This is a genomic window from Stenotrophomonas sp. YJH_SMC_46, assembly GCF_059370315.1.
This window is the reverse complement of sequence record NZ_JCAFTO010000001.1, coordinates 928,861-949,890: the sequence shown is the minus strand read 5'-3', so window position 1 is coordinate 949,890 and position 21,030 is coordinate 928,861. Positions and strand designations below refer to the sequence as shown.

At 68.2% G+C, this 21,030-nt stretch carries 20 protein-coding genes and 1 pseudogene; 16 read left to right on the top strand and 5 right to left on the bottom strand.

Features of this window, described 5'->3' with window-relative positions:
• Positions 1-129: 129 nt before the first annotated feature.
• Both rimO and AC5P8C_RS04480 read left to right on the top strand, forming a co-directional pair.
• Positions 130-1,491: a 30S ribosomal protein S12 methylthiotransferase RimO gene (rimO, locus tag AC5P8C_RS04485; RefSeq protein ID WP_495218370.1), complete on the top strand. Its 1,362-nt coding sequence runs from the start codon at positions 130-132 to the stop codon at positions 1,489-1,491.
• The gene (locus AC5P8C_RS04480; RefSeq protein WP_495218393.1) at positions 1,491-2,321 is read left to right on the top strand and encodes a DUF3025 domain-containing protein; all 831 of its coding nucleotides are present in this window, start codon (positions 1,491-1,493) and stop codon (positions 2,319-2,321) included. The genes rimO and AC5P8C_RS04480 overlap by 1 nt, the downstream gene beginning before the upstream one ends.
• 158 nt (positions 2,322-2,479) lie before the next feature.
• Here AC5P8C_RS04480 and greB read toward each other — a convergent pair whose 3' ends face one another.
• Positions 2,480-2,986, bottom strand: coding sequence for a transcription elongation factor GreB (gene greB, locus AC5P8C_RS04475; RefSeq protein WP_019660611.1), 507 nt, complete (start codon positions 2,984-2,986; stop codon positions 2,480-2,482).
• A gap of 93 nt (positions 2,987-3,079) precedes the next feature.
• Positions 3,080-4,585 (bottom strand): helicase HerA-like domain-containing protein, encoded by a 1,506-nt coding sequence (locus tag AC5P8C_RS04470; protein WP_495218369.1) that lies wholly within the window; start codon positions 4,583-4,585, stop codon positions 3,080-3,082.
• A 122-nt stretch (positions 4,586-4,707) separates the two neighbouring features.
• Between AC5P8C_RS04470 and AC5P8C_RS04465 the strand changes: the two genes are divergently transcribed.
• Both AC5P8C_RS04465 and AC5P8C_RS04460 read left to right on the top strand, forming a co-directional pair.
• On the top strand, positions 4,708-6,312 hold the full coding sequence (locus AC5P8C_RS04465; RefSeq protein ID WP_233653895.1) for a transglycosylase SLT domain-containing protein: 1,605 nt from the start codon (positions 4,708-4,710) through the stop codon (positions 6,310-6,312).
• Between the two features lie 24 nt (positions 6,313-6,336).
• On the top strand, positions 6,337-6,684 hold the full coding sequence (locus AC5P8C_RS04460; RefSeq protein WP_019660608.1) for a ribonuclease E inhibitor RraB: 348 nt from the start codon (positions 6,337-6,339) through the stop codon (positions 6,682-6,684).
• Between the two features lie 107 nt (positions 6,685-6,791).
• On the opposite strand, the gene asd is transcribed toward AC5P8C_RS04460, so the two are convergent.
• Positions 6,792-7,634 carry an archaetidylserine decarboxylase gene (gene asd / locus AC5P8C_RS04455; RefSeq protein WP_021203408.1) on the bottom strand — a complete coding sequence of 281 codons (843 nt, stop codon included), beginning with the start codon at positions 7,632-7,634 and terminating at the stop codon, positions 6,792-6,794.
• Positions 7,631-8,281, bottom strand: a complete 651-nt coding sequence (locus tag AC5P8C_RS04450) for an SCO family protein (RefSeq protein WP_019660606.1) — start codon at positions 8,279-8,281, stop codon at positions 7,631-7,633. The genes asd and AC5P8C_RS04450 overlap by 4 nt, the downstream gene beginning before the upstream one ends.
• Before the next feature lie 122 nt (positions 8,282-8,403).
• On the opposite strand from AC5P8C_RS04450, the gene prmB reads away from it, so the two are divergent.
• The 9 genes and pseudogenes from prmB to AC5P8C_RS04405 all read left to right on the top strand — a co-directional run.
• On the top strand, positions 8,404-9,333 hold the full coding sequence (gene prmB, locus AC5P8C_RS04445; protein WP_021203410.1) for a 50S ribosomal protein L3 N(5)-glutamine methyltransferase: 930 nt from the start codon (positions 8,404-8,406) through the stop codon (positions 9,331-9,333).
• On the top strand, positions 9,330-10,433 hold the full coding sequence (gene aroC, locus AC5P8C_RS04440; protein ID WP_019660604.1) for a chorismate synthase: 1,104 nt from the start codon (positions 9,330-9,332) through the stop codon (positions 10,431-10,433). The genes prmB and aroC overlap by 4 nt, the downstream gene beginning before the upstream one ends.
• Positions 10,426-11,463 carry a 2-hydroxyacid dehydrogenase gene (locus AC5P8C_RS04435; protein ID WP_019660603.1) on the top strand — a complete coding sequence of 346 codons (1,038 nt, stop codon included), beginning with the start codon at positions 10,426-10,428 and terminating at the stop codon, positions 11,461-11,463. The genes aroC and AC5P8C_RS04435 overlap by 8 nt, the downstream gene beginning before the upstream one ends.
• 91 nt (positions 11,464-11,554) lie before the next feature.
• On the top strand, positions 11,555-12,583 hold the full coding sequence (locus AC5P8C_RS04430; RefSeq protein ID WP_019660602.1) for an aspartate-semialdehyde dehydrogenase: 1,029 nt from the start codon (positions 11,555-11,557) through the stop codon (positions 12,581-12,583).
• Positions 12,584-12,713: 130 nt separating this feature from the next.
• Positions 12,714-14,774 (top strand): FimV/HubP family polar landmark protein, encoded by a 2,061-nt coding sequence (locus AC5P8C_RS04425; RefSeq protein WP_233653897.1) that lies wholly within the window; start codon positions 12,714-12,716, stop codon positions 14,772-14,774.
• A 26-nt stretch (positions 14,775-14,800) separates the two neighbouring features.
• Positions 14,801-15,163, top strand: coding sequence for a VOC family protein (locus AC5P8C_RS04420; protein ID WP_019660600.1), 363 nt, complete (start codon positions 14,801-14,803; stop codon positions 15,161-15,163).
• A 32-nt stretch (positions 15,164-15,195) separates the two neighbouring features.
• On the top strand, positions 15,196-15,966 hold the full coding sequence (gene truA, locus AC5P8C_RS04415; protein ID WP_019660599.1) for a tRNA pseudouridine(38-40) synthase TruA: 771 nt from the start codon (positions 15,196-15,198) through the stop codon (positions 15,964-15,966).
• Complete coding sequence (locus AC5P8C_RS04410) at positions 15,963-16,619, top strand: phosphoribosylanthranilate isomerase (protein ID WP_019660598.1); 657 nt, start codon at positions 15,963-15,965, stop codon at positions 16,617-16,619. Before truA ends, AC5P8C_RS04410 begins: the two co-directional genes overlap by 4 nt.
• 68 nt (positions 16,620-16,687) lie before the next feature.
• Positions 16,688-17,116: pseudogene (locus AC5P8C_RS04405) on the top strand (peptidoglycan-binding protein); the annotation flags it as partial.
• A 48-nt stretch (positions 17,117-17,164) separates the two neighbouring features.
• Here AC5P8C_RS04405 and AC5P8C_RS04400 read toward each other — a convergent pair.
• The gene (locus tag AC5P8C_RS04400) at positions 17,165-18,052 is read right to left on the bottom strand and encodes a LysR family transcriptional regulator (RefSeq protein WP_019660596.1); all 888 of its coding nucleotides are present in this window, start codon (positions 18,050-18,052) and stop codon (positions 17,165-17,167) included.
• Between the two features lie 96 nt (positions 18,053-18,148).
• Here AC5P8C_RS04400 and trpB point away from each other — a divergent pair, with 96 nt between their 5' ends.
• The 3 genes from trpB to trpA are packed head-to-tail and all read left to right on the top strand — an operon-like array spanning position 18,149 to position 20,863.
• A complete protein-coding gene (trpB, locus tag AC5P8C_RS04395) occupies positions 18,149-19,366 on the top strand; it encodes a tryptophan synthase subunit beta (RefSeq protein WP_014647880.1) in 1,218 nt (405 codons plus the stop codon).
• Positions 19,363-20,052 carry a hypothetical protein gene (locus AC5P8C_RS04390; RefSeq protein WP_233653899.1) on the top strand — a complete coding sequence of 230 codons (690 nt, stop codon included), beginning with the start codon at positions 19,363-19,365 and terminating at the stop codon, positions 20,050-20,052. Before trpB ends, AC5P8C_RS04390 begins: the two co-directional genes overlap by 4 nt.
• 1 nt (position 20,053) lies before the next feature.
• The gene (trpA, locus tag AC5P8C_RS04385; RefSeq protein WP_019660594.1) at positions 20,054-20,863 is read left to right on the top strand and encodes a tryptophan synthase subunit alpha; all 810 of its coding nucleotides are present in this window, start codon (positions 20,054-20,056) and stop codon (positions 20,861-20,863) included.
• Positions 20,864-21,030: the final 167 nt, after the last annotated feature.

Genomic DNA, 21,030 nt, shown 5'->3' with positions numbered 1-21,030 from the left:
CGCGATCGGGCGGCTGGCCGTTCAGAGCGAGGTCGCCAACCCCGGTATACTGGCGCCCTTTCAGGCCCCGGCCCCCAGGAACCCCTGCCATGCCGGCAGGGGCCCAGGCCCCCAGAGTCCCGCGATTCCATGTCCCAGCTGAACCCCAAAGTCGGCTTCGTCAGCCTTGGCTGCCCGAAGGCCCTTGTCGATTCCGAGCGCATCCTCACCCAGCTCCGCTCGGAAGGCTACGACATCGTCCCGTCCTACGATTCGGCCGACGTGGTGGTGGTCAACACCTGTGGCTTCATCGATTCTGCGGTGACCGAGTCGCTGGACGCGATCGGCGAGGCGATGAACCAGAACGGCAAGGTCATCGTCACCGGCTGCCTGGGCAAGCGCCCGGAGCAGATCCGCGAGGCCTACCCGAACGTGCTGGCGGTGTCCGGCCCGCAGGACTACCAGAGCGTGATGGAAGCGGTGCATGAAGCACTGCCGCCCAAGCACGATCCGTTCGTGGACCTGGTGCCCGACTACGGTATCAAGCTGACCCCGCGGCACTACGCGTACCTGAAGATTTCCGAGGGCTGCAACCACAAATGCAGCTTCTGCATCATTCCGTCGATGCGCGGCAAGCTGGTTTCGCGCCCGGTCGACGAGGTGCTGCGTGAAGCCGAGCGCCTGGTGCGTGGCGGCGTGCGCGAGCTGCTGGTGGTTTCGCAGGACAGCTCGGCCTACGGCGTGGACGTGAAGTACGCCGAAAAGATGTGGCGCGACAAGGCCTACCAGACCCGTTTGAAGGCGCTGTGCGAAGGCCTGTCGGAGCTGGATGCGTGGGTGCGCATGCACTACGTCTACCCGTATCCGCACGTGGACGAAGTGGTGCCGCTGATGGCCGAGAACCGCATCCTCCCGTACCTGGATATCCCGTTCCAGCACGCCAGCCCGCGCATCCTGCGCCTGATGAAGCGCCCCGGCGCGGTGGAGAAGACCCTGGAGCGCGTGCAGAACTGGCGCCGTATCGCGCCGGACATCACTGTGCGTTCGACCTTCATCGTCGGCTTCCCGGGCGAAACCGAAGCCGAGTTCGAGGAACTGCTGTCGTTCCTTGACGAAGCGCAGCTGGATCGCGTCGGTGCGTTCGCCTACTCACCGGTCGAGGGTGCCACCGCCAACGACCTGCCTGACGCCGTGCCGGAAGAGGTGAAGCAGGAACGCCTGGCCCGTTTCATGGAGAAGCAGGCGCAGATTTCCGCCGCGCGCCTGGAAGCCAAGATCGGCACCGTGCAGCAGTGCCTGGTCGATGCCATCGAAGGCGATATCGCCGTGGCCCGCTCCAGGGCCGATGCGCCGGAGATCGACGGCCTGGTGCATATCCAGAACGCCGATCAGGTGCCGCTGCGGGTGGGCGAGTTCGTCGACGTGGAAATCACCGAGAGCGACGAGCACGACCTGTACGGCGATGCGCTGCCGGCCAATGCCCGCCCGGCGTTCGACCTCAAGGTACTGTGATCGCAACGGCCGCCGCTGGTGACGGCAGCGGTGTCCGGCGCTTCGTGCCGCCGCCGCGTGCGGCGGTCGATCCGCAGGTGTTCGCGCATCCGTTGTTTGCCGGATTGCAGGATTTCCGGGATCTGCTGCTCGGCCCTCGCTGGCCGTCCATCGCTGCACTTGATGCGCGCCTGGCATTGCCCGGGAAGCGCCTGGTTGAACAGGACGCCGCGCTGCTGGCCGATGGCCTGCACTACGAAGCCCGCATCGCGCAGGGGCGCATCGCCACCCGCGCCGACAACTGGCACGACCTGTTCAATGCGCTGGTCTGGGCCTCATGCCCACAGCTGAAGCGTGCGCTCAATGTGCAGCAGTGCCGGCATATCGAGGCCATGACGCCTGGCCAGCGCAACCGCGCGCAGGCCGCGTTGACCCAGTTCGACGAAACCGGAGTGATCGTGCGCGTGCGCGATGACTCACTGCGGGCTGCCTGGGATGCACACGACTGGCCCGCGTTGTTTGACCCGGTGAACTGGCAGAGCGATGACATCGCCATCACCGCGGTATTCGGGCATGCGCTGATGGAACAGGCACTGCTGCCAGGGCGATTGCTGGTGGGCAAGTGCGTGGTGGTGTACAGCGATGCCGATGCGGCCTGCGTTGACGCGGTGGCCGTGGCCATCGCCGAGGGCAGGGCGGTGACCGATCCCTTGCAGCTGCGTCCGCTGCCGTTGGCTGGAATCCCGGGGTGGCACGAGGGACAGGATGCCGCCTTCTATCGCAATGCCGACTACTTCCGCCCGCTGCGTGCCGGCCGCGCGTACCCGCCGCCATTGCACGGGGCCATGTAGAGTCAACTGTCAGTCGACTGCTCTTCGTTCCGAGGCCGTGAGCGCCTGACAGATGGCTTTGGCGAGTCATCAACCGCGATGAAGATCGCGGTGCGTTTGCCGTCCCGCTGTGGAGGTTTAGTGCCGCGCTTCGCGCGGTAGTCGACTGACAGGCGACTCTACACCGTCTCGTATTCCACGCCGATCACCGCAAAGGTGAACCGCCCGCCGGGCAGCTCCACCGAAAACTCGTCATCCAGCCGCTTCTTCAGCAGCGCACGCGCCAGCGGCGAATCGATGCTGATCCAGCCCAGGCCTGCGTCGGTCTCGTCCGGGCCGACAATGCGGTAGCGGCTGGTGTCGCCACTGTCCACGTTCTCCAGCTCCACCCACGCGCCGAAGAACACCGCCAGCGGATCGGTTGGCGTAGTGTCGACCACGCGCAGTGATTCCAGCCGCTTGGTCAGGTAGCGCACGCGGCGGTCGATCTCGCCCAGCTGCTTCTTGCGGTAGGTGTACTCGGCATTTTCCGAACGGTCGCCTTCTGCGGCGGCTGCGGCCAGTGCTTTCACCACTTCGGGTCGCCGTACCCGCCACAGGTCATCCAGTTCGGCCTTCAGCCGAGCGTGGCCGGAGGCGGTGATCAGGGCGGTGCTCTTTTCTGCAGGGGGACGCCAGCGCGACATGCAATACGACTTCTTTTCCGGAGGACGAACGGAGGGTGGGGTCAGACTCCGCTTCCGCGGGAAGGGCTCTGACCCCAGCAGCGGCGGATCAGATCAGCGCTTGCCACCGAAGATGCCGCCCAGCAGGCCGCGCACGATCTGGTTGCCCAGCTTGGTGCCGACCGTGCGCGTGGTCTGCTTGGCCATGGTCTCGATCATGCCCTGGCGGCGCTTGGTGCCGAAAATCGCATCCTTGATCGCCTGGCCGAAACCGCCTTCCTGCGCATCGTCCTGTTCGCGGCTGCGCGCGGCTGGCGCCTGCGCCTGCTCGACGCTCTTCTGTGCGCGCCGGGCCAGCAGTTCGGCAGCCGATTCGCGGTTGATCGCGGTGTCGTAGCGACTGCCGACCGGGCTGCCGGCACGCACCTGGGCGCGCTCGGCTTCGGTGATCGGCCCCATCCGGCAGCGTGGCGGCGCGATCATCGTCTGCTGCACCGGCATCGGCACGCCCTTGTCCTGCAGCGTGGAAACCAAGGCCTCACCGGTGCCGAGCTGGCTCAGTACCTTGGCCACGTCCAGCTTCGGGTTCGGCACGAACGTCTCGGCCGCGGTCTTCACCGCTTTCTGGTCGCGCGGGGTGAACGCCCGCAGCGCGTGCTGCACGCGGTTGCCGAGCTGGCCGAGGATGTTGCCCGGCACGTCGTCGGGGAACTGCGAGCAGAAGTACACGCCCACGCCCTTGGAGCGGATCAGGCGCACCACCTGCTCGATGCGCTGCACCAGCGACGGCGGTGCGTCGTCGAACAGCAGGTGGGCCTCGTCGAAGATGAAGACCAGCTTCGGCTTGTCCAGGTCGCCCACCTCCGGCAGTTGTTCGAACAGCTCCGACAGCAGCCACAGCAGGAAGGTGGAATAGAGCTTGGGCTTGAGCACAAGCTGGTCGGCGGCAAGGATGCCGATCATGCCGCGGCCGTCGTGATTGACCCGCATGATGTCGGCCAGTTCCAGGGCCGGCTCACCGAAGAAGTTCTCGCCGCCATCCTGCGCCAGGCGCAGCACCGACCGCTGGATCGCAGCGATCGACTGCGCGCTGACCAGGCCGTATTCGGTGGAAATGTCCTTGCGCTCCTCGGCCACCAGGCCAAGCAGGGCGCGCAGGTCGTCCATGTCCAGCAGCAGCAGGCCACGGTCGTCGGCCAGCTTGAACACGATGTCGAGCACGCCGGACTGGGTGTCGTTCAACTCGAGGATGCGCGCGAGCAGGGTCGGGCCCATCTCGCTGACCGTGGTGCGCACCGGGTGACCCAGCTTGCCGTACAGGTCCCAGAAAATGGTCGGGCTGGCGGCCGGTGCGTAGTCGGCCACGCCGATCTCGGCGGCGCGCTTGAGCAGGTTCTCCGCGCCGGTGCCTGGCACGGCCAGGCCGGACACGTCGCCCTTCACGTCGGCGAGGAATACGGGTACGCCCAGTCGCGAAAAGCCTTCGGCCAGGGTCATCAGGGTCACGGTCTTGCCGGTGCCGGTGGCGCCGGCCACCAGGCCGTGGCGGTTGCCGAGTTTCGGCAGCAGGGTGACGGCCACATCGTCGGTGATGCCTTTGCCGAGCAGAATCGGATCCATGGTCCAGCCCTTGTGGTGAATAGCCCAATGTTAACCGCCGGCGGTGACGGTCCGAAGGTCGGCTTGCCCCGACCTTGGCGGCGCCGCTACTCTGCCTGCCTGTTTCGCACACAGTGCCATCAATGCCCGTTCCTGTCCTGATTTCCCGCGGTTGGCCGCTGCTGGCCCTGGCCGGCCTGGTTTCCCTGGCGCCCGACGCCCATGCGCAGCGGGTCTCGGCCCGGGACAAGGCGAAGGTGGATGCGCTGCAGCAGCGCATGACCGTCGCCGAGAAGCGCTACAGCGATGCGCTGCTGCTGGTCGCCAATGCCGACCCCAAGGGCAGCAACGAGGCCGACGCGGCGCTGGAGGACATGGAAGACGTTCTCAACGACTGCGTGAAGCAGAAGGGCTGCCAGATGGGCACGCTGCTGGCCAGCTACAAGCGCCTGCTCAAGCACGACGCCGATGCGGCGGGCAGCGATGAGGTGGCCGACGAGGGCGGTGACCGGCTGGAAGCCGACCCCGACCATATCGGCCCGCTTACCGCCGACGTGCCGGAGGCCGCGCGCGCTGCCGCGCTGCTCAACGACAAGCGGCACGCCTTCGACAGCATGGTCGAATACAACCCGGCCGTGCAGGCGGGCATCCGCCGCTGGCTGACCGACATGCGCCCGGCGCTGCTGACCAGCTACGAGAACTACCAGAACCTGCGTGCGGTGATGTGGCCGGAGTGGGAAAAGCGCGGCCTGCCCGAGGCGCTGCTGTTCGGCATCATGGCCAAGGAGTCCAACGGCCGCGTGCATGCCTCCTCGCGCGCCGGCGCCGCCGGCCTGATGCAGTTCATGCCGGCTACCGGCCGCCGCTTCGGCCTTGGGCCGGATGGCACCGGCTTCGACACCCGCTTTGACGCGCGCAGCGCCGCCGAAGCCAGCGCCAGTTACCTCAACGAGCGCCTGCGCGAACTGAACAACAACGTGGAAATGTCGGTGGCCGCCTACAATGGTGGCGAAGGCCGCGCCGCGCGCGTGTTCAAGCAGAGCGCCGGGCAGAGCTTCTGGACCGACAGCGTCTACAACCAGTTCCCCGGCGAGACCAAGGACTACGTGCCGATGGTGATCGCCGCGGCCTGGATCTTCCTGCACCCGCAGCAGTACGGCGTGGAATTCCCGAAGATCAGCGCGCAGCCGGCCACGCTGCGCCTGGCCAAGTCCACCACCATCTACGAACTGACCATCTGCCTGGGCAGCCACGGCACCCGCGATGGCTACATGCGCGCGCTGCGCAACCTCAACCCGCGCTATGAAGCCGACGGCTGGATTCCGGCCGGCACGCTGATCAACGCTACCACCCGCATCGCCGGCCTGTACCAGCGCAACTGCGTCAGCGGCCCGCGTGCCGACCTGGCCCGTACCCTGATCACCGCCGACCTGAACGCGGCGATCAAGCGCCCGGCCGCCGCCGGCTACACCGGCAGCGTGGCCGTGGGCGGCGTGGTGCCGGTGGCCGACGCCGCAGCCTCCACCAGCGTGCCGACCACCCCGGTCGCTCCGGTGGCCGCGCCGCGCCCGGCCGCACGGCCAAAGCCGCCGCGCAGCCACAAGGTGGGCCGGGGTGAAACCCTGGGCGCCATTGCCGCGAAGTTCCAGTGCGATGTGCCGACCCTGGCCCGCGCCAACGGCCTGAAGGCCCCGGCCTACAGCCTGCGCCAGGGCCAGACGCTGAAGCTGCAGGGCTGCGACAAGTAATTCCCATGACCGCTGGAATCTGCAATGGACCTCGAAGACACCCGCAACCTGTTCGCCAACCTCCGCGAAAACACCGACTGGGACATCAAGGGCCCGTTGCTGTGGGGGTACTTCTTCGTGCACTCCACCGCTGAGCCGCTGCAGGCGCTGGCAGAGCACCTGCAGGCGGAGGGCTATACCTTCGTGGAATTGTTCGAGCAGGAGCCGGAAGAGGGCGACGCGCCGTTCCACGTGCTGCATGTAGAGCGCGTGGAGATCCACGACGAAGCCTCGCTGGACCGCCGCAACCAGGAATTCGCAGCGCTGGCCGCGGAGAAGGGCGTGGAAGACTACGACGGCATGGACGTCGGTCCGGCCCCGGTCCTGCAGTAACGCGCTTCTGGCTGTAGAGCCGAGCCCATGCTCGGCTTCCTTTGCCCACAGAAATGCATGCCCGGTTGCAGCCAGTAGCCGAGCATGGGCTCGGCTCTACATGTACCTCAGCGCAGCTTCGCCAGCGCCTGGCCCAGCTGCACCGGGCTTTCAGCGGCCAGCTGCGGGGCGAACTCAGCCACGCCCGGCGGCAGCAGCACGATCACGGTCGAACCGTAGTTGAAGCGCGCCATCTCGGCGAAGCGCTCCAGCCTGATGCCCTGGCCGCGGTAGTCCTTGCGCGTGATGCGGTCGCCATAATGCGGAATTTCCTCGCCGCTCCACACGGTTTCGACGCCCGATACCAGCAACGCACCCACCATCACGCTGACCATCGGGCCGAAGCTGGTGTCGAAGTGGCAGACCAGGCGCTCGTTGCGGGCGAACAGGCGCGGCACGCCGTTCACTGCGGCCGGGCCGACGCTGAACAGGCGGCCCGGCACGTGCACGGTCTCGCGCAGGGTGCCGGTCCACGGCATGTGCACGCGGTGGTAGTCGCGCGGCGACAGGTACACGGTCGCGTACAGGCCGTCGTTGTACGGTTTGGCATCCTCGTCACTGCCCAGCAGTTCGGCGGCGGTGAACGATTGGCCCTTGGCCTGGAAGATGCGGCCGGCCTCGATCCTGCCGAGCTGGCTGATGCGGCCGTCGGCCGGCATCACCAGGCTGCGCGGATCGGCGTCGGCCACGCGCGCGCCCGGCTTCAGCGCGCGGGTGAAGAACTGGTTGAAGGTCGCATAGCTGCGCGGGTCCGGGTTGGCCGCTTCGTCCAGGTTCACGTTGAACTTGCGGGTGACCGTGTCGATCAGCCAGCGCGACACGCGCGGATCGTCCGAGTACGCCAGCGAACGCGCCATCGAAGACAGCAGGCGGTGGGGCAGGGCGTACGTCAGGGCGGTGGTGAGGCTCATGGGGCGGTTTTCTCGGTCAGCTTCTGCAGGTCGCGGGCGATCGCCGGCGCGTTGAACGGGGGGCGTACCAGGCCGGCAAGGCGGCCCTGCGGGTCGAGCACGGCCAGGCTGGCCGAATGCTCGACGGTGTAATCCTCGGGGTTCTCGTCGAAGTGCTTGCCCGGCACCTTCTGGAACACGAAACCGAGCGAGGTGGAGAAGCGCTCCAGCGACGGGATATCGGCGGTGGCGGCCAGGGTGTCCTTGTGGAAGCCGTGCGCGTATTCGCCGAGCCGGGTGGCGCTGTCACGATCCGGGTCGACCGAGATGAACAGCACGCGCGGGCGCAGGCTGTCGGGCAGGGCCTCCCACTGGTTCTGCGCGCCAGCCAGCTCGGCCAGGGTGGTCGGGCAGACGTCCGGGCAGAAGGTGAAGCCCAGGAACACCAGCGTCCAGTGGCCCTTCAGCTCGCCCGGTATCAGGCGGGTGCCGTCGGACTGGGCCAGGTTGAAGTCGGGCAGTTCGCGCGGCTGCGGGTACAGCGTGATCGCTTCGGTGGCCGGGGCATTGGCCGGCGGCTTCGGCGCAAACACCTGCTGGGCGGCCAGCAGGCCCAGGCCCGCCGCCAGGGCGATCAGCAGGATGATGCCGGCATTGCGATTGAACATGGGTGCCCCCGCGCGAAGTGGGCTCCATCATACCGGGTGAGGCCGGATCGTTTCCGCCGCAACGGATGCTGCCGCGGGCGCCAGCCCCTATAATCGGGGCCCACTTTGCCCGCAGTACCGCCATGACCGCTGAAACGGCCGCCGAACTCCACACGATCATCGATCTGATCCGCTACGGCACCAGCCGTTTCAACGAAGCCGGGCTGACCTTCGGTCACAGCTACGACAATGCGCTGGACGAGGCCACCCAGCTGGTGCTGCACAGCCTGCACCTGCCGCACGATCTGGGCCCGGCCTATGGCCAGGCGCGCCTGCTGCAGGCCGAAAAGCTGCGCGTGCTGGAACTGTTCCAGCGCCGCATCGATGAACGCATCCCGGCCGCCTACCTGACCGGTGAGGCCTGGTTCGCCGGCCTGAGCTTCAAGAGCGACAAGCGCGCGCTGGTGCCGCGTTCGCCGATCGCCGAACTGATCGAATGCGGCTTCGAGCCGTGGCTCGCCGGCCGCGATGTCAGCCGTGCGCTGGACCTGTGCACCGGTTCGGGCTGCATCGCCATCGCCATGGGCCACTACTACCCGAACTGGGAAGTGGATGGCGTCGACCTCAGTGACGAAGCACTGTCGCTGGCCGAGGAAAACAAGGAACGCCTGCAGGCGCACAACGTCACCCTGATCAAGTCGGACCTGTTCAACGGCCTGACCGGCCGCCACTACGACCTGATCGTCACCAACCCCCCGTACGTCACCAACGACGAGACCGACGCCCTGCCGCAGGAATACTCCTACGAGCCGGAGATGGGCCTGCGTGCCGGCGACGACGGCCTGGACCTGGTGCTGAAGATCCTGCGTGACGCGCCGCTGCACCTGAGCGAGGACGGCCTGCTGATCTGCGAAGTGGGCGAATCCGAGCAGCACCTGATCAAGCTGCTGCCGGAAGTCGATTTTTCCTGGATCGAGTTCAAGGTCGGCCAGATGGGTATCTTCGCGGTCGAATGCCGCGAGCTGATCGCCCACAGCGCACGCATCACCGAACTGGCGGCGCAGCGCCCGTGAGCTCCAATTCGTTCGGCAAGCTGTTCACCGTCACCACGTTCGGCGAGTCGCACGGGCCGGCCATCGGCTGCGTGATCGATGGCTGCCCTCCGGGGCTGGCGCTGGACGCGGCCGAATTCGCCCACGACCTGCAGCGCCGTGCCACCGGCAAGAGCCGGCACACTTCCGCGCGGCGCGAGGCCGACGAGGTCGAGATCCTCTCTGGCGTGTACGAGGGCCTGACCACCGGCACCCCGATCGCGCTGCTGATCCGCAACACCGACCAGCGCAGCAAGGACTACGCCAACATCGGCCAGCAGTTCCGGCCGGGCCATGCCGACTACAGCTACTGGCACAAGTACGGCATCCGTGACCCGCGCGGTGGCGGCCGTTCCTCGGCGCGCGAAACCACCATGCGCGTAGCCGCCGGGGTGGTCGCCAAGAAGTGGCTGGCCGAGCGCTTCGGCGTGACTGTGCGCGGCTACCTGTCGCAGCTGGGCGACATCACCCCGGCCGGTTTCGACTGGTCGGCGGTGGAAGACAACCCGTTCTTCTGGCCGCACGCTGCACAGGTGCCCGAACTGGAGGCGTACATGGACGCGCTGCGCAAGTCCGGAGATTCGGTCGGTGCGCGCGTGGACGTGGTCGCCGACAACGTGCCGCCGGGCTGGGGTGAGCCGATCTACGGCAAACTCGACGGTGAACTGGCTGCCGCGCTGATGAGCATCAACGCGGTGAAGGGCGTGGAGATCGGCGACGGTTTCGCCAGCGCCGCGCAGAAGGGCACCGAACACCGCGACCTGCTGACCCCGCAGGGCTTCGCCAGCAATCACGCGGGTGGCATCCTCGGTGGCATTTCCACCGGCCAGCCGGTGGTCGCCTCGATCGCGTTGAAGCCGACCTCCAGCCTGCGCCTGCCGGGCCCGTCGCTGGATACGTCCGGCAACGTGGTCGAGGTGGTCACCACCGGCCGCCACGACCCCTGCGTCGGCATCCGCGCCACCCCGATCGCCGAGGCGATGGTAGCGATGGTGCTGATGGACCAGGCGCTGCGCCACCGCGCGCAGTGCGGCGATGTCGGCACGGTCACCCCGCGCATTCCCGGGCAGATCGATGGCTGACACGCGGCCGACCGTGTGGGTGAGCCAGCCGCTGATCGACGCGGCCATCGCGCCGCTGCGCGATCGCGTGCAGCTGCGCAGCACCGACACCGTCACCGCCTGGGCGCCGGACCAGATCGCCGAACAACTGGCCAGCGCCGACGGCGCGATCATCACGCTCAACGAGCGCATCGGCGCGGCCCAGGTGGCCGGCGCCGCGCAGCTGCAGGTGATCGCCAATGTCGGGGTGGGCTACAACAACCTGGATGTGGACGCGCTCAGCGCGGCCGGCATCCTGGCCAGCAACACGCCGGACGTCCTGACCGAAACCACCGCCGATCTCGGTTTCGCCCTGCTGATGGCCACCGCGCGCCGCATTACCGAGTCCGAGCGCTGGCTGCGCGAAGGGCAGTGGCAGCAGTGGTCGTTCCAGACCATGCTCGGTGCCGATATCCACGGCAGCACGTTGGGCATCCTTGGCATGGGCCGCATCGGCCAGGGCATCGCCCGTCGCGGCGCGCACGGTTTCGGCATGAAGGTGCTGTACCACAACCGTTCGCAGCTGCCGGCGGCGACCGAGGCGGAATTGGGTGCGACCTATGTGGATCTGGATACGCTGCTGGCACAGTCCGACCACCTGCTGCTGGTGCTGCCGTACACGCCGGCCTCGCATCATCTGATCGATGCCGCCGCACTGGCGAAGATGAAGCCGTCGGCGACGCTGGTAAATATCGCCCGCGGTGGCCTGGTCGATGAGATCGCGCTGGCCGACGCGCTGGCCAATGGTCGCCTGGCTGCGGCGGGTCTGGATGTGTACGAGGGCGAGCCAACGGTTCGCCCGGAACTGCTGGCGCTGCGCAACGTCGTGCTCACTCCGCACATCGGCAGCGCCTCGCTGGCCACGCGCACGGCGATGGTACAGCTGGCCGTGGATAATCTGCTTGCCGGGCTCGGCCTGGACGGCGGCCCGTCGTGGATGCCGAGCGCGATCAACGCTGACGCGGCGATGGCCGCGCGCGTGACGCTGGGCAAAAAAACCGGGAAACGATAGGGAACCTCCGCGCGCCCCGCTTGAGGAGGTTCCCCGAATCCAGCTGTCGTGCGTGTTTCTTCCCCATTCCCGTTTTCGTGAGAGTTCCCCCATGAGCAATGCACAGCGCAGTTTCCACGTCGCCGTCGTCGGTGCCACCGGCGCCGTCGGCGAGACCATGTTGTCGATCCTGGCCGAGCGTGATTTCCCGGTCGGCACCCTGAGCGTTCTCGCCTCCGAGCGTTCGGCCGGCGGCGAGATCGAGTTCAACGGCCAGAAGGTCAAGGTCCAGGACCTGGCCACCTTCGATCCCACCGGCGTCGAGATCGCCCTGTTCTCGGCCGGTGGCAGCGTGTCCAAGGAATACGCACCGAAGTTCGCCGCAGCAGGCGCGGTGGTGATCGACAACTCCTCGGCCTTCCGTTACGACGATGACGTGCCGCTGGTGGTGTCCGAGGTCAACCCGGAACAGGTCGCCAACCGTCCGCGCGGCATCATCGCCAACCCGAACTGCTCGACCATGCAGATGCTGGTGGCGCTGGCACCGCTGCACCGCAAGTACGGCATCGAGCGCATCAATGTGTCCACCTACCAGTCGGTGTCCGGCGGCGGCCGCTCGGCGATGGAGGAACTGGGCAAGCAGACCGGCCAGCTGCTCAGCTTCCAGGAGATCGATCCGCAGCGTTTCCCGGTGCAGATCGCCTTCAACCTGATCCCGCACATCGATGACTTCCAGGACAACGGCTTCACCAAGGAAGAAATGAAGCTGATCTGGGAGACCCGCAAGATCCTCGGCGATGACAGCATCCTGGTGAACCCGACCGCGGTGCGCGTGCCGGTGTTCTACGGCCACTCCGAGTCGGTGGCGATCGAGACCCGAGACAAGGTCACGGTCGCCGAAGCGCGCGCGCTGCTGGAGCAGTCGCCGGGCATCGAAGTGGTGGATCGCCACGAGGCCGGTGGTTACCCGACCCCGGTCACCCACGCCTCAGGCACCGACGCGGTGTACGTCGGCCGCATCCGCGAGGACCTCTCGCACCCGCGTGGCCTGAACCTGTGGATCGTGTCGGACAACGTGCGCAAGGGCGCAGCCCTGAATGCCGTACAGCTGGCCGAGCTGGTTGCCGCCGAGCAGCGCTGATGGAGAGGCCGGGCAATGCCCGACCTTTTCTGTAGAGCCGAGCCTACGCTCGGCTCAGGCCATGCAGCCGAGCATGGGCTCGGCTCTACATGGGTGCGGACCCCGGTCCGCACGCTTTATAGTGTCGCCCATGAATAAACGGGCCAGGGGCGCAAAGCGCCCGCTCACCTATCTGTCCGCAGCGCTGCTCGCCTTGGCCAGCAGTTCGGCGCTCGCCCTGGGGTTGGGCGACATCCGCGTCCTGTCCAGGCCGGGCCAGCCCCTGCTGGCAGAAATCCCGGTCGTTTCGGCCGATCCGTCCGAGCTGGAAAACCTGCGGGTGGCCTTGGCCTCGCCGGTCACTTTCGAGCGTGTCGGCCTGCAGCGGCCGACCGGACTGGTCAGCGAACTGCAGTTCGAGCTGACCCGCGACACGCAGGGCAGAGCGGTGGTGCGGGTGACCTCGCAGGCACCGGTGGAGACGCCGTCGCTGAGCTTCCTGATCGAAGCCGACTGGGGCCAGGGCCGCCTGGTGCGCGAGTACTCGGCGCTGGTCGATGCGCCGCCCAGTGCGCTGGCCGTGGCCGAGCCGGAAATCGTCGCGCCGGCAGGCACGCTCTCCAATACGATCGTGCGCGAACCTGCACCGGCTTTGGCAACGGTGCCAGCCGCAGAGGCGCCCGCTGCGCCGCCATCTGCGGTGGCGGCTGCAGCAGCACGCCCGCGTGCGGCCTCCGCGCCGGTCGCTGCACCGGCGGCCGATGGCAGCGTCACCGTACAGCGCGGTCAGACCCTGTCGCAGATCGCCAGGGTGGTGGCGCGTGGCAACCAGGTCAGTCGCGACCGCGCGATGATCGCCCTGTTGCGTGCCAATCCCGAAGCCTTCATCCGTGGCAACGTCAACCTGCTCAAGCAGGGCGCGGTGCTGCGCATGCCGGGCAGCGATGCGCTTGCGGCGGTCGACGCCGCCGAAGCGGCGACGCTGGTGCGCGAGCACGCCGCGCAATGGCGTCAGGCGCGTACCGTGCCGCAACCGGCGGGCATGCTCGCACCGGTTGCCAGGGCGGCAGCCACGAACGCTTCTTCCCCGGCTGCGGCCAACGGGCCACGGCTTGAGATCGCTCCGGCGCTGGCGTCAGACGCCGCGCACGCGGGCACAACCACCGGCACCGCTGCCGGCAGCGAGGGTGACATGCTGGGCAACGAACAACTGCGCCAGGCGCGTGAGGACATCGCCACCCGTGATGCCGAGATCGGCGAGCTGAAGCAGCGCGTGGCCGACCTGGAGAAACTCAGGGAACAGCAGCAGTCGCTGATCGCGATGAAGGACAACGACCTGGCCGCTGCGCAGCAGCGTCTGGCGCAGGCGCCGGGTGCCCGTGATGCGGCGACACCGTGGTACTGGCTGGGGCTGCCGGTACTGCTGCTGGTGGCGGGGGCGGCCTGGCTGCTGCGTCGTCGCAAGCCGTCGCCGTTGCCGCCGCTGCGTGAGGAAGACGATGCCGCCGGCCTGGCCGCAGCGGTGCCGGCAGGTGCCGCGCTGGATGCGCTGGCCGAGCAGTCCTCGTGGTCGTCGCCTGATGCAGGCAACGGCCGCCAGGAACCGGCGATGCCTGCGTGGGCGGCCGGAACCGAAGTGCACGACGTGGTGGTCGCCGAACCCACCGCTGAGCACGCGGTGCGGGCCGACCAGGAGTCCGACACGCTGCGCGACCAGGACGCGGTGGCATTGCCCGAAGCGGTGACCGATCTGCCGCGCTGGGACGATCCCGCAACCACCGGCGACGAGGTGGTCCCGGCCGAGCCGCTGCAGGACGATCGCGTTGTACCGCAGGTGCCGGCCGAAGTGGTGGTGCCCGACTACGCACTGCATGCCGAACGGCAGCCGCAGTTCCGCGGTGTGTTCGATCTGCCGGCCGACGCGCATGAGAACCCGTCTCCGGCGGATGCCGCAGGTCCCGAAGCCATCGACGGCATCGACCGTGTCAGCACCGAGGCTGCTCATTCCGACGACACCGCGTCGAGCGCACCCGCGCCTGCCGATGACGCGGGCTGGTCGCCACGTGCCGGCCAGGAGCGCCTGGAACTGGCCATTGCCTACCTCGATCTGGGTGACGCGCAGACGGCGCGCACCTTGTTGCTGGAAGTGGCCGAGGGCGGTGACCTGCACAGCCAGGCGCAGGCCCGCGAACTGCTCGCCCGCCTGCCGTGACCGAACCCGCCGACAAGGACCCTGCCATGAGCCGCGAGCGCCGTATCGACTACGTTGAATTCGCCTCCAGCGACCCGGCCGCCAGCCGCGCCTTTTTCGAAACGGCGTTCGGCTGGTCATTCGTCGACTACGGCAGCGACTACACGGCTTTCGACGATGGCCGCCTGCAGGGCGGCTTCTTCCGTGGCCAGCCGCAGCGGGCCGGCGACAGCGGTGCACCGCTGCTGGTGCTGTATGCCGACGATCTGGCTCCGGTCGAGGCCGCCGTGCGCGACGCCGGCGGCCAGATCGTACGCCCGGTGTTTTCCTTCCCCGGTGGCAGCCGCTTCCAGTTCGTCGAGCCCGGTGGCAACGAACTGGCGGTCTGGTCCGAACGCGATCCGGCCTGAGCGCCGCCCCACCCGCAACATCGAGGTAGCACATGCGTTATGCGCTTGGCGTCGAGTACGACGGCAGCGATTTCAGGGGCTGGCAGAACCTGGGCGAGGGTGGTCCCAGCGTGCAGGCCAGCCTCGAGCAGGCCTTGTCATCGGTGGCGGATGCGCCGCTGCAGGTGGTCTGCGCCGGCCGCACCGATGCCGGTGTGCACGGCCAGTGCCAGGTCGTGCATTTCGACACTGACGTGGTGCGTGACCCGCGCGCCTGGATGCTCGGCACCACCACCCGCCTGCCGCGTTCGATCGCGGTGCGCTGGTGCGTGCCGGTGGCCGATGATTTTCATGCGCGCTTCTCGGCACGTGCGCGCCGCTACCGCTATCGGCTGCTCAACCGCGAGGTGCGGCCCGCGCTGGACCGGCAGACCCTGAGCTGGGAGCGCCGCGCGCTGGACGAGACCCTGATGCACGCCGCCGGCCAGGCCCTGCTCGGCGAGAACGATTTCAGCGCGTTCCGTTCGGTGCAGTGCCAGGCGCTGCATGCCCGGCGTGAGCTGCAGTCATTGCAGGTCAGCCGCCAGGGCGAAGTGATCGAAGTCGCAGTGCGTGGCAATGCATTTCTTCATCACATGGTCCGCAATATCGTCGGATCGTTGATCCTGGTGGGCAGCGGCGAAAAACCGGTGGAATGGATCGCCGAACTGCTGGCTGGGCGCGACCGCACCGTAGCTGGTCCCACCGCACCGCCGCAGGGCCTGGTGTTCCTTGGGCCCCTGTACCCCGACAACTGGCATCTGCCCGCCGAGGTCACGCTATGAGCCGTTCCTACTACCGTACACGCATCAAGTTCTGTGGAATGACCCGCGCCGGCGATGTCCGCCTGGCCGGTGAGCTGGGCGTGGACGCGGTGGGTTTCATCTTTGCCCGCGAGAGCAGCCGCCGGGTCGCGCCTGCCGAGGCGCGCGCGATGCGCCAGGCAATCGCGCCGATGGTCGACGTGGTTGCGCTGTTCCGCAACAACAGCAAGGAAGAAGTGCGCGAGGTGCTGCGCACGGTACGACCGACGCTGCTGCAGTTCCATGGCGAGGAGGACGAGAGCTTCTGCCGCAGCTTCAACATGCCGTACCTGAAGGCGATCGCCATGGGGGGGCGCGAAGAGGTCAATGCCCGCACCCTGCAACTGCGCTATCCCAGCGCTGCCGGCTTCCTGTTCGACAGCCACGCGCCGGGTGGCGGTGGCGGCACCGGCGTGGCGTTCGACTGGGGCCGCGTCCCGACCGGATTGCATCGGCCGTTCCTGCTGGCCGGTGGCCTGAACCCGGAAAACGTCTACGACGCCGTGCTGGCGACGCTGCCGTGGGGCGTGGACGTCTCCAGCGGTATCGAACTGGAGCCGGGCATCAAGGACGGTTACAAGATGCGCACCTTCGTCGAGGAAGTGCGGCGCGCCGATTGCACCGTCCTGGAGTGATCCGCGTCACCTGAGGGGCGCCGGGATGTCATCGTCGACGGTGAGCCTTGCAGCAGACCCTCAACCAGGGACTGTCCGCCGACGGCATCGTCGGTCGCCACACCGCTGCCGCCCTGGCGGCGGGGCGTGTGCAGGGTCATGAACCCGCAGCGGCTGTGCCCAAAGGGCCGTCGCTCAACGATGCATCGCATCCGGACCACGCACTGCACAACGCTGGCCGCAGCAAGCTTCCCAGCGTGTTTTCCGAAGAGGCTGCGGCCCATATCACCCTGCATGCAAAGCAGAACGGTATCGACGCGGCCCACAAGCTGCAGAGCATCACGGTGCAGGATGGCAAGCCGTTCGTGATGGGCACGACGCCTGGCTTCCGCACCGCTGTCGATCTGGCCCAGGCGCTGCCGTCGCTGGAGCAGACCAGTGCCAAGCTGCTGGCAGATCCGTCGCACCAGCAGCAGGTGCATGAGGAGCAGCAGCGGGTCGCGATGGGCGGTCGCTGAGGCCTGCGTTGCCGGCTTCGGGAGGTGAATGCCGCCCGGGGCCTCGTCTCATCGCAGTTGCGCTGCTGCCCAGTCGGCCAGGGCGTCTACCCGTGCATCGGCCGGGCCATCCGGCCGCGCCAGCACCCAGAAGCCGCCGGTGGCCGCAAACCCCCACGGTGCGACCAGCCGGCCTGCTGCCAGATCTTCGGCCACCAGCGGCTCGGGCGCGATTGCCGGGCCCAGCCCGGCCACGGCTGCTTCCAGCAGGTAATAGAGATGTTCGAAAGCGGTGCCCAGCTGCAGCTTTGACGGGTCCAGGCGGTGTGCCTGCGCCCAGGCGGGCCAAGCCTGTGGACGTGACGTGGTGTGCAGCACGGTTTCCTGCAGCAGTGCCGAGGGCGGTGCCTGCCGCAGGCGCTGCGCCGCCGCATGTGACGGGGCCACCACCACACCGACCCGTTCCGGTGCCAGCTCGCGGACCTGCCAGCCGCGTGGCCACGGTCCCTGCGCCAGCAACAGCACGGCGTCCAGCGCCGCCTGCGCTTCGGTGAAACTGCCGTCCAGCGCCGACCACTGCAGGCGCACGCCGGGCAGGGCGGCCTGCAGCACGGGCAGGCGCGGAATCATCCAGCGTGCCAGTACGCTGCCGCTGCAGCCCAGTACCAGTGCTGGGGAGGCCGCAGGCCGCCGCAGCTCGCGCACGCAGCCTTCGATCCCGGCGAAGGCCTCGCTGCACGCTGCCTGCAGGCGCGTACCCGCAGCGGTCAGGCGCAGGCCGCGACCGGCACGCTGGAACAGCGCCAGGCCGAGGTGATCCTCCAGCAGCTTCAGTTGCCGGCTGACCGCGCCGTGGGTGACGTGCAGGTCCTGTGCGGCGCGCCCGACGCCGCCAAGGCGGGCAGTGGCTTCGAACGCGCGCAGCGCATTGAGGGGAGGCAGCAGGGAGCGGCTCACGTGAGATTTCCTGACGATATGTGCCAGATAATATCCATTTTCCGGTCTTGACCCGTGCGCTAGAGTATCCACCTGTCTGAACCACCGGTCGTATCCATGTCTGCCTCCCCCATTGCCGACTACCACGCCTTCCCGGATGCCCAGGGCCACTTCGGCCGCTACGGTGGCAGCTTCGTTGCCGAAACCCTGGTCGGCCCGCTGCAGGAACTGGCCCAGGCCTATGACCAGGCCCGCCAGGACCCCGCGTTCCAGGCGGCCTATGACCGCGACCTGGCGCACTACGTGGGCCGGCCGAGCCCGATCTATCACGCCCAGCGCCTGAGCGATCACGTCGGCGGCGCGCAGATCCTGCTCAAGCGCGAGGACCTGAACCACACCGGTGCGCACAAGATCAACAACACCATCGGCCAGGCACTGCTGGCCGCACGCATGGGCAAGAAGCGCATCATCGCTGAGACCGGTGCCGGCCAGCATGGCGTGGCCAGTGCCACCGTTGCCGCGCGTCTGGGCCTGGAATGCGTGGTCTACATGGGCGCCACCGACATCGAGCGGCAGAAGATCAACGTCTACCGCATGAAGCTGCTCGGTGCGACGGTGGTGCCGGTCACCTCCGGCTCGGCCACCCTGAAGGACGCGCTCAACGAAGCGATGCGCGACTGGGTGACCAACGTGCAGGACACCTTCTACATCATCGGCACCGTGGCTGGACCGGACCCGTACCCGCGCATGGTGCGCGACTTCAATGCCATCGTCGGCCGCGAAGCGCGTGAGCAGATGCTGGCCGAGTACGGCCGCCTGCCCGATGCGATCACCGCCTGCGTCGGCGGCGGCAGCAATGCCATCGGCCTGTTCCACGCCTTCCTCAACGATCGCCAGGTCGAGATCGTCGGCGCCGAAGCCGCCGGTGATGGCATCAGTACCGGTCGCCATGCCGCCTCCATCGCGGCAGGCCGCCCCGGCGTGCTGCACGGCAACCGCACGTACGTGCTGTGCGACGATGACGGCCAGATCATCGAGACCCATTCGGTGTCGGCCGGCCTGGACTATCCGGGCGTCGGCCCGGAGCACGCGTTCCTGGCCGATACCGGCCGCGCGCGCTACCTCGGCATCACCGACGAGGAAGCGCTGCAGGCCTTCCATCTGCTGGCGCATACCGAGGGCATCCTGCCCGCGCTGGAATCCAGCCATGCGCTGGCACAGGCAATCAAGCTGGCGCGTGAGCGTCCGCGTGACCAGATCGTGCTGTGCAACCTGTCCGGCCGCGGCGACAAGGACGTGCACACCATCGCCGCGCGCGAAGGGCTTGTGCTGTGAATCACGTGCTGCGCCACGGCGGGGCGCTGGTGCTGGTGATCGGCATGGGCGGCTGCACGCCGCCCGATCCACCGGTGCTTGCCCCGGCCCCGGCCGCCCCCGCGGCGATCGCCCTGGCACGCGAACCGGCCAGCAACGACGATGAGGCCGCACATCGCCCGATCGAGGGCGCGGCGATGTCCACGGCAGGCGACGGCGGCGAGGACCACGCGGCCCGGGCGGTGGTGTCGGTGGCCCTGGACCATGCCGGTGAGGTGCTGATCGGCCAGCCCTTCAGCGAACTGCAGGGCGAGGCGCAGTGGCACTCGGCCGGGCTGGGCGAGTCGACCGCTGGGCGTTGCGAGTACTACGAGCGCGGCACGCTGCCCGAGGGCGTGGCGATGATGGTGCAGGACGGCGACGTGGTGCGCTTCGACCTGGCCCCCATCGACGATTCCGGCCAGGTGGTGCTGCAGCCGGGGCCGTTCGGCCTTCATCTGGGCATGCCACGCGCGCAGGCACTCCAGCAGTTGCCCAAGGGCGTTTCCACGCAACCCTATGGTGATGATGCGGAGGCCGGCGAGAGCCTGCTCTGGCAGGACCCCGGTTCCGACCTAGCGATCCGTGTGGAGATCGTCGACGGCACCATCTCCCGAATGTACTGGGGCGCCAGCGGCGCCGTTGATCTGATCGAAGGATGTACCTGACATGTCCGTATCCCGACTCGATGCCTGCTTCCAGCGCCTGCGCGAACAGCAGCGCAAGGCGCTGATTCCCTTCATCACCGCAGGTGATCCCTCGCTGGAAGCCACCGTGCCGGTCATGCACGCGCTGGTCGATGCTGGTGCCGACGTGATTGAACTGGGCGTGCCGTTCTCCGATCCGATGGCCGATGGCCCGACCATCCAGCGTAGTTCCGAACGCGCGCTGGCGCGGGGAGCCGGCAGCCGCTATGTGCTGCAGGCGGTGGCGCAGTTCCGGGAGCGTGATGCGCACACCCCGGTGGTGCTGATGGGCTACCTGAACCCGGTGGAGATCCACGGCTACGCTGCCTTCGCCGGGGCGGCCGTGCAGGCTGGCGTGGACGGGGTGCTGCTGGTCGACCTTCCGCCGGAAGAAGCCGTTGAAGCGCAGCAGGCCTTCGATGCAGCGGGCCTGGCGCTGGTCCTGCTGGCGTCGCCGACCACCAGCCAGGCGCGTGCCGACAAGCTGCTGGCCCTGGCCCGTGGTTACCTTTATTACGTCAGCTTTGCCGGCGTGACCGGCGCCTCCGAGCGCCTGGACAGCGACGCCGCCAGCGCCCGCCTGCAGGCGTTGCGCGCGCGCGCCTCGGTGCCGGTGGTGGCGGGCTTCGGCATCAAGGACGCCGGCAGTGCCGCAGCCATGGCCCGCCAGGCGGATGGCGTGGTGGTCGGAAGTGCGCTGGTGGCGGCGCTGGCCGAAGCGGGCTCGGCTGAAGACGCGGCCCAGCGTGCGCGGGCGTTCCTCGCCCCGCTGCGGCAGGCGCTGGACGCGTAGCGGTAATGCTGGCCGCTGGCCGGCATCGTCCGTACCCACCCGCGTGCAGGGCCGCCGGCCAGCGGCCGGCACCGCGCAGCACCTAAACGTACGTCCCAGCATGGTTTTTCCGGCTGCCCCGTAGGTGGCAAGGGGGTGCACGGCCGGGGAAAGCGGAGCTAGACTGT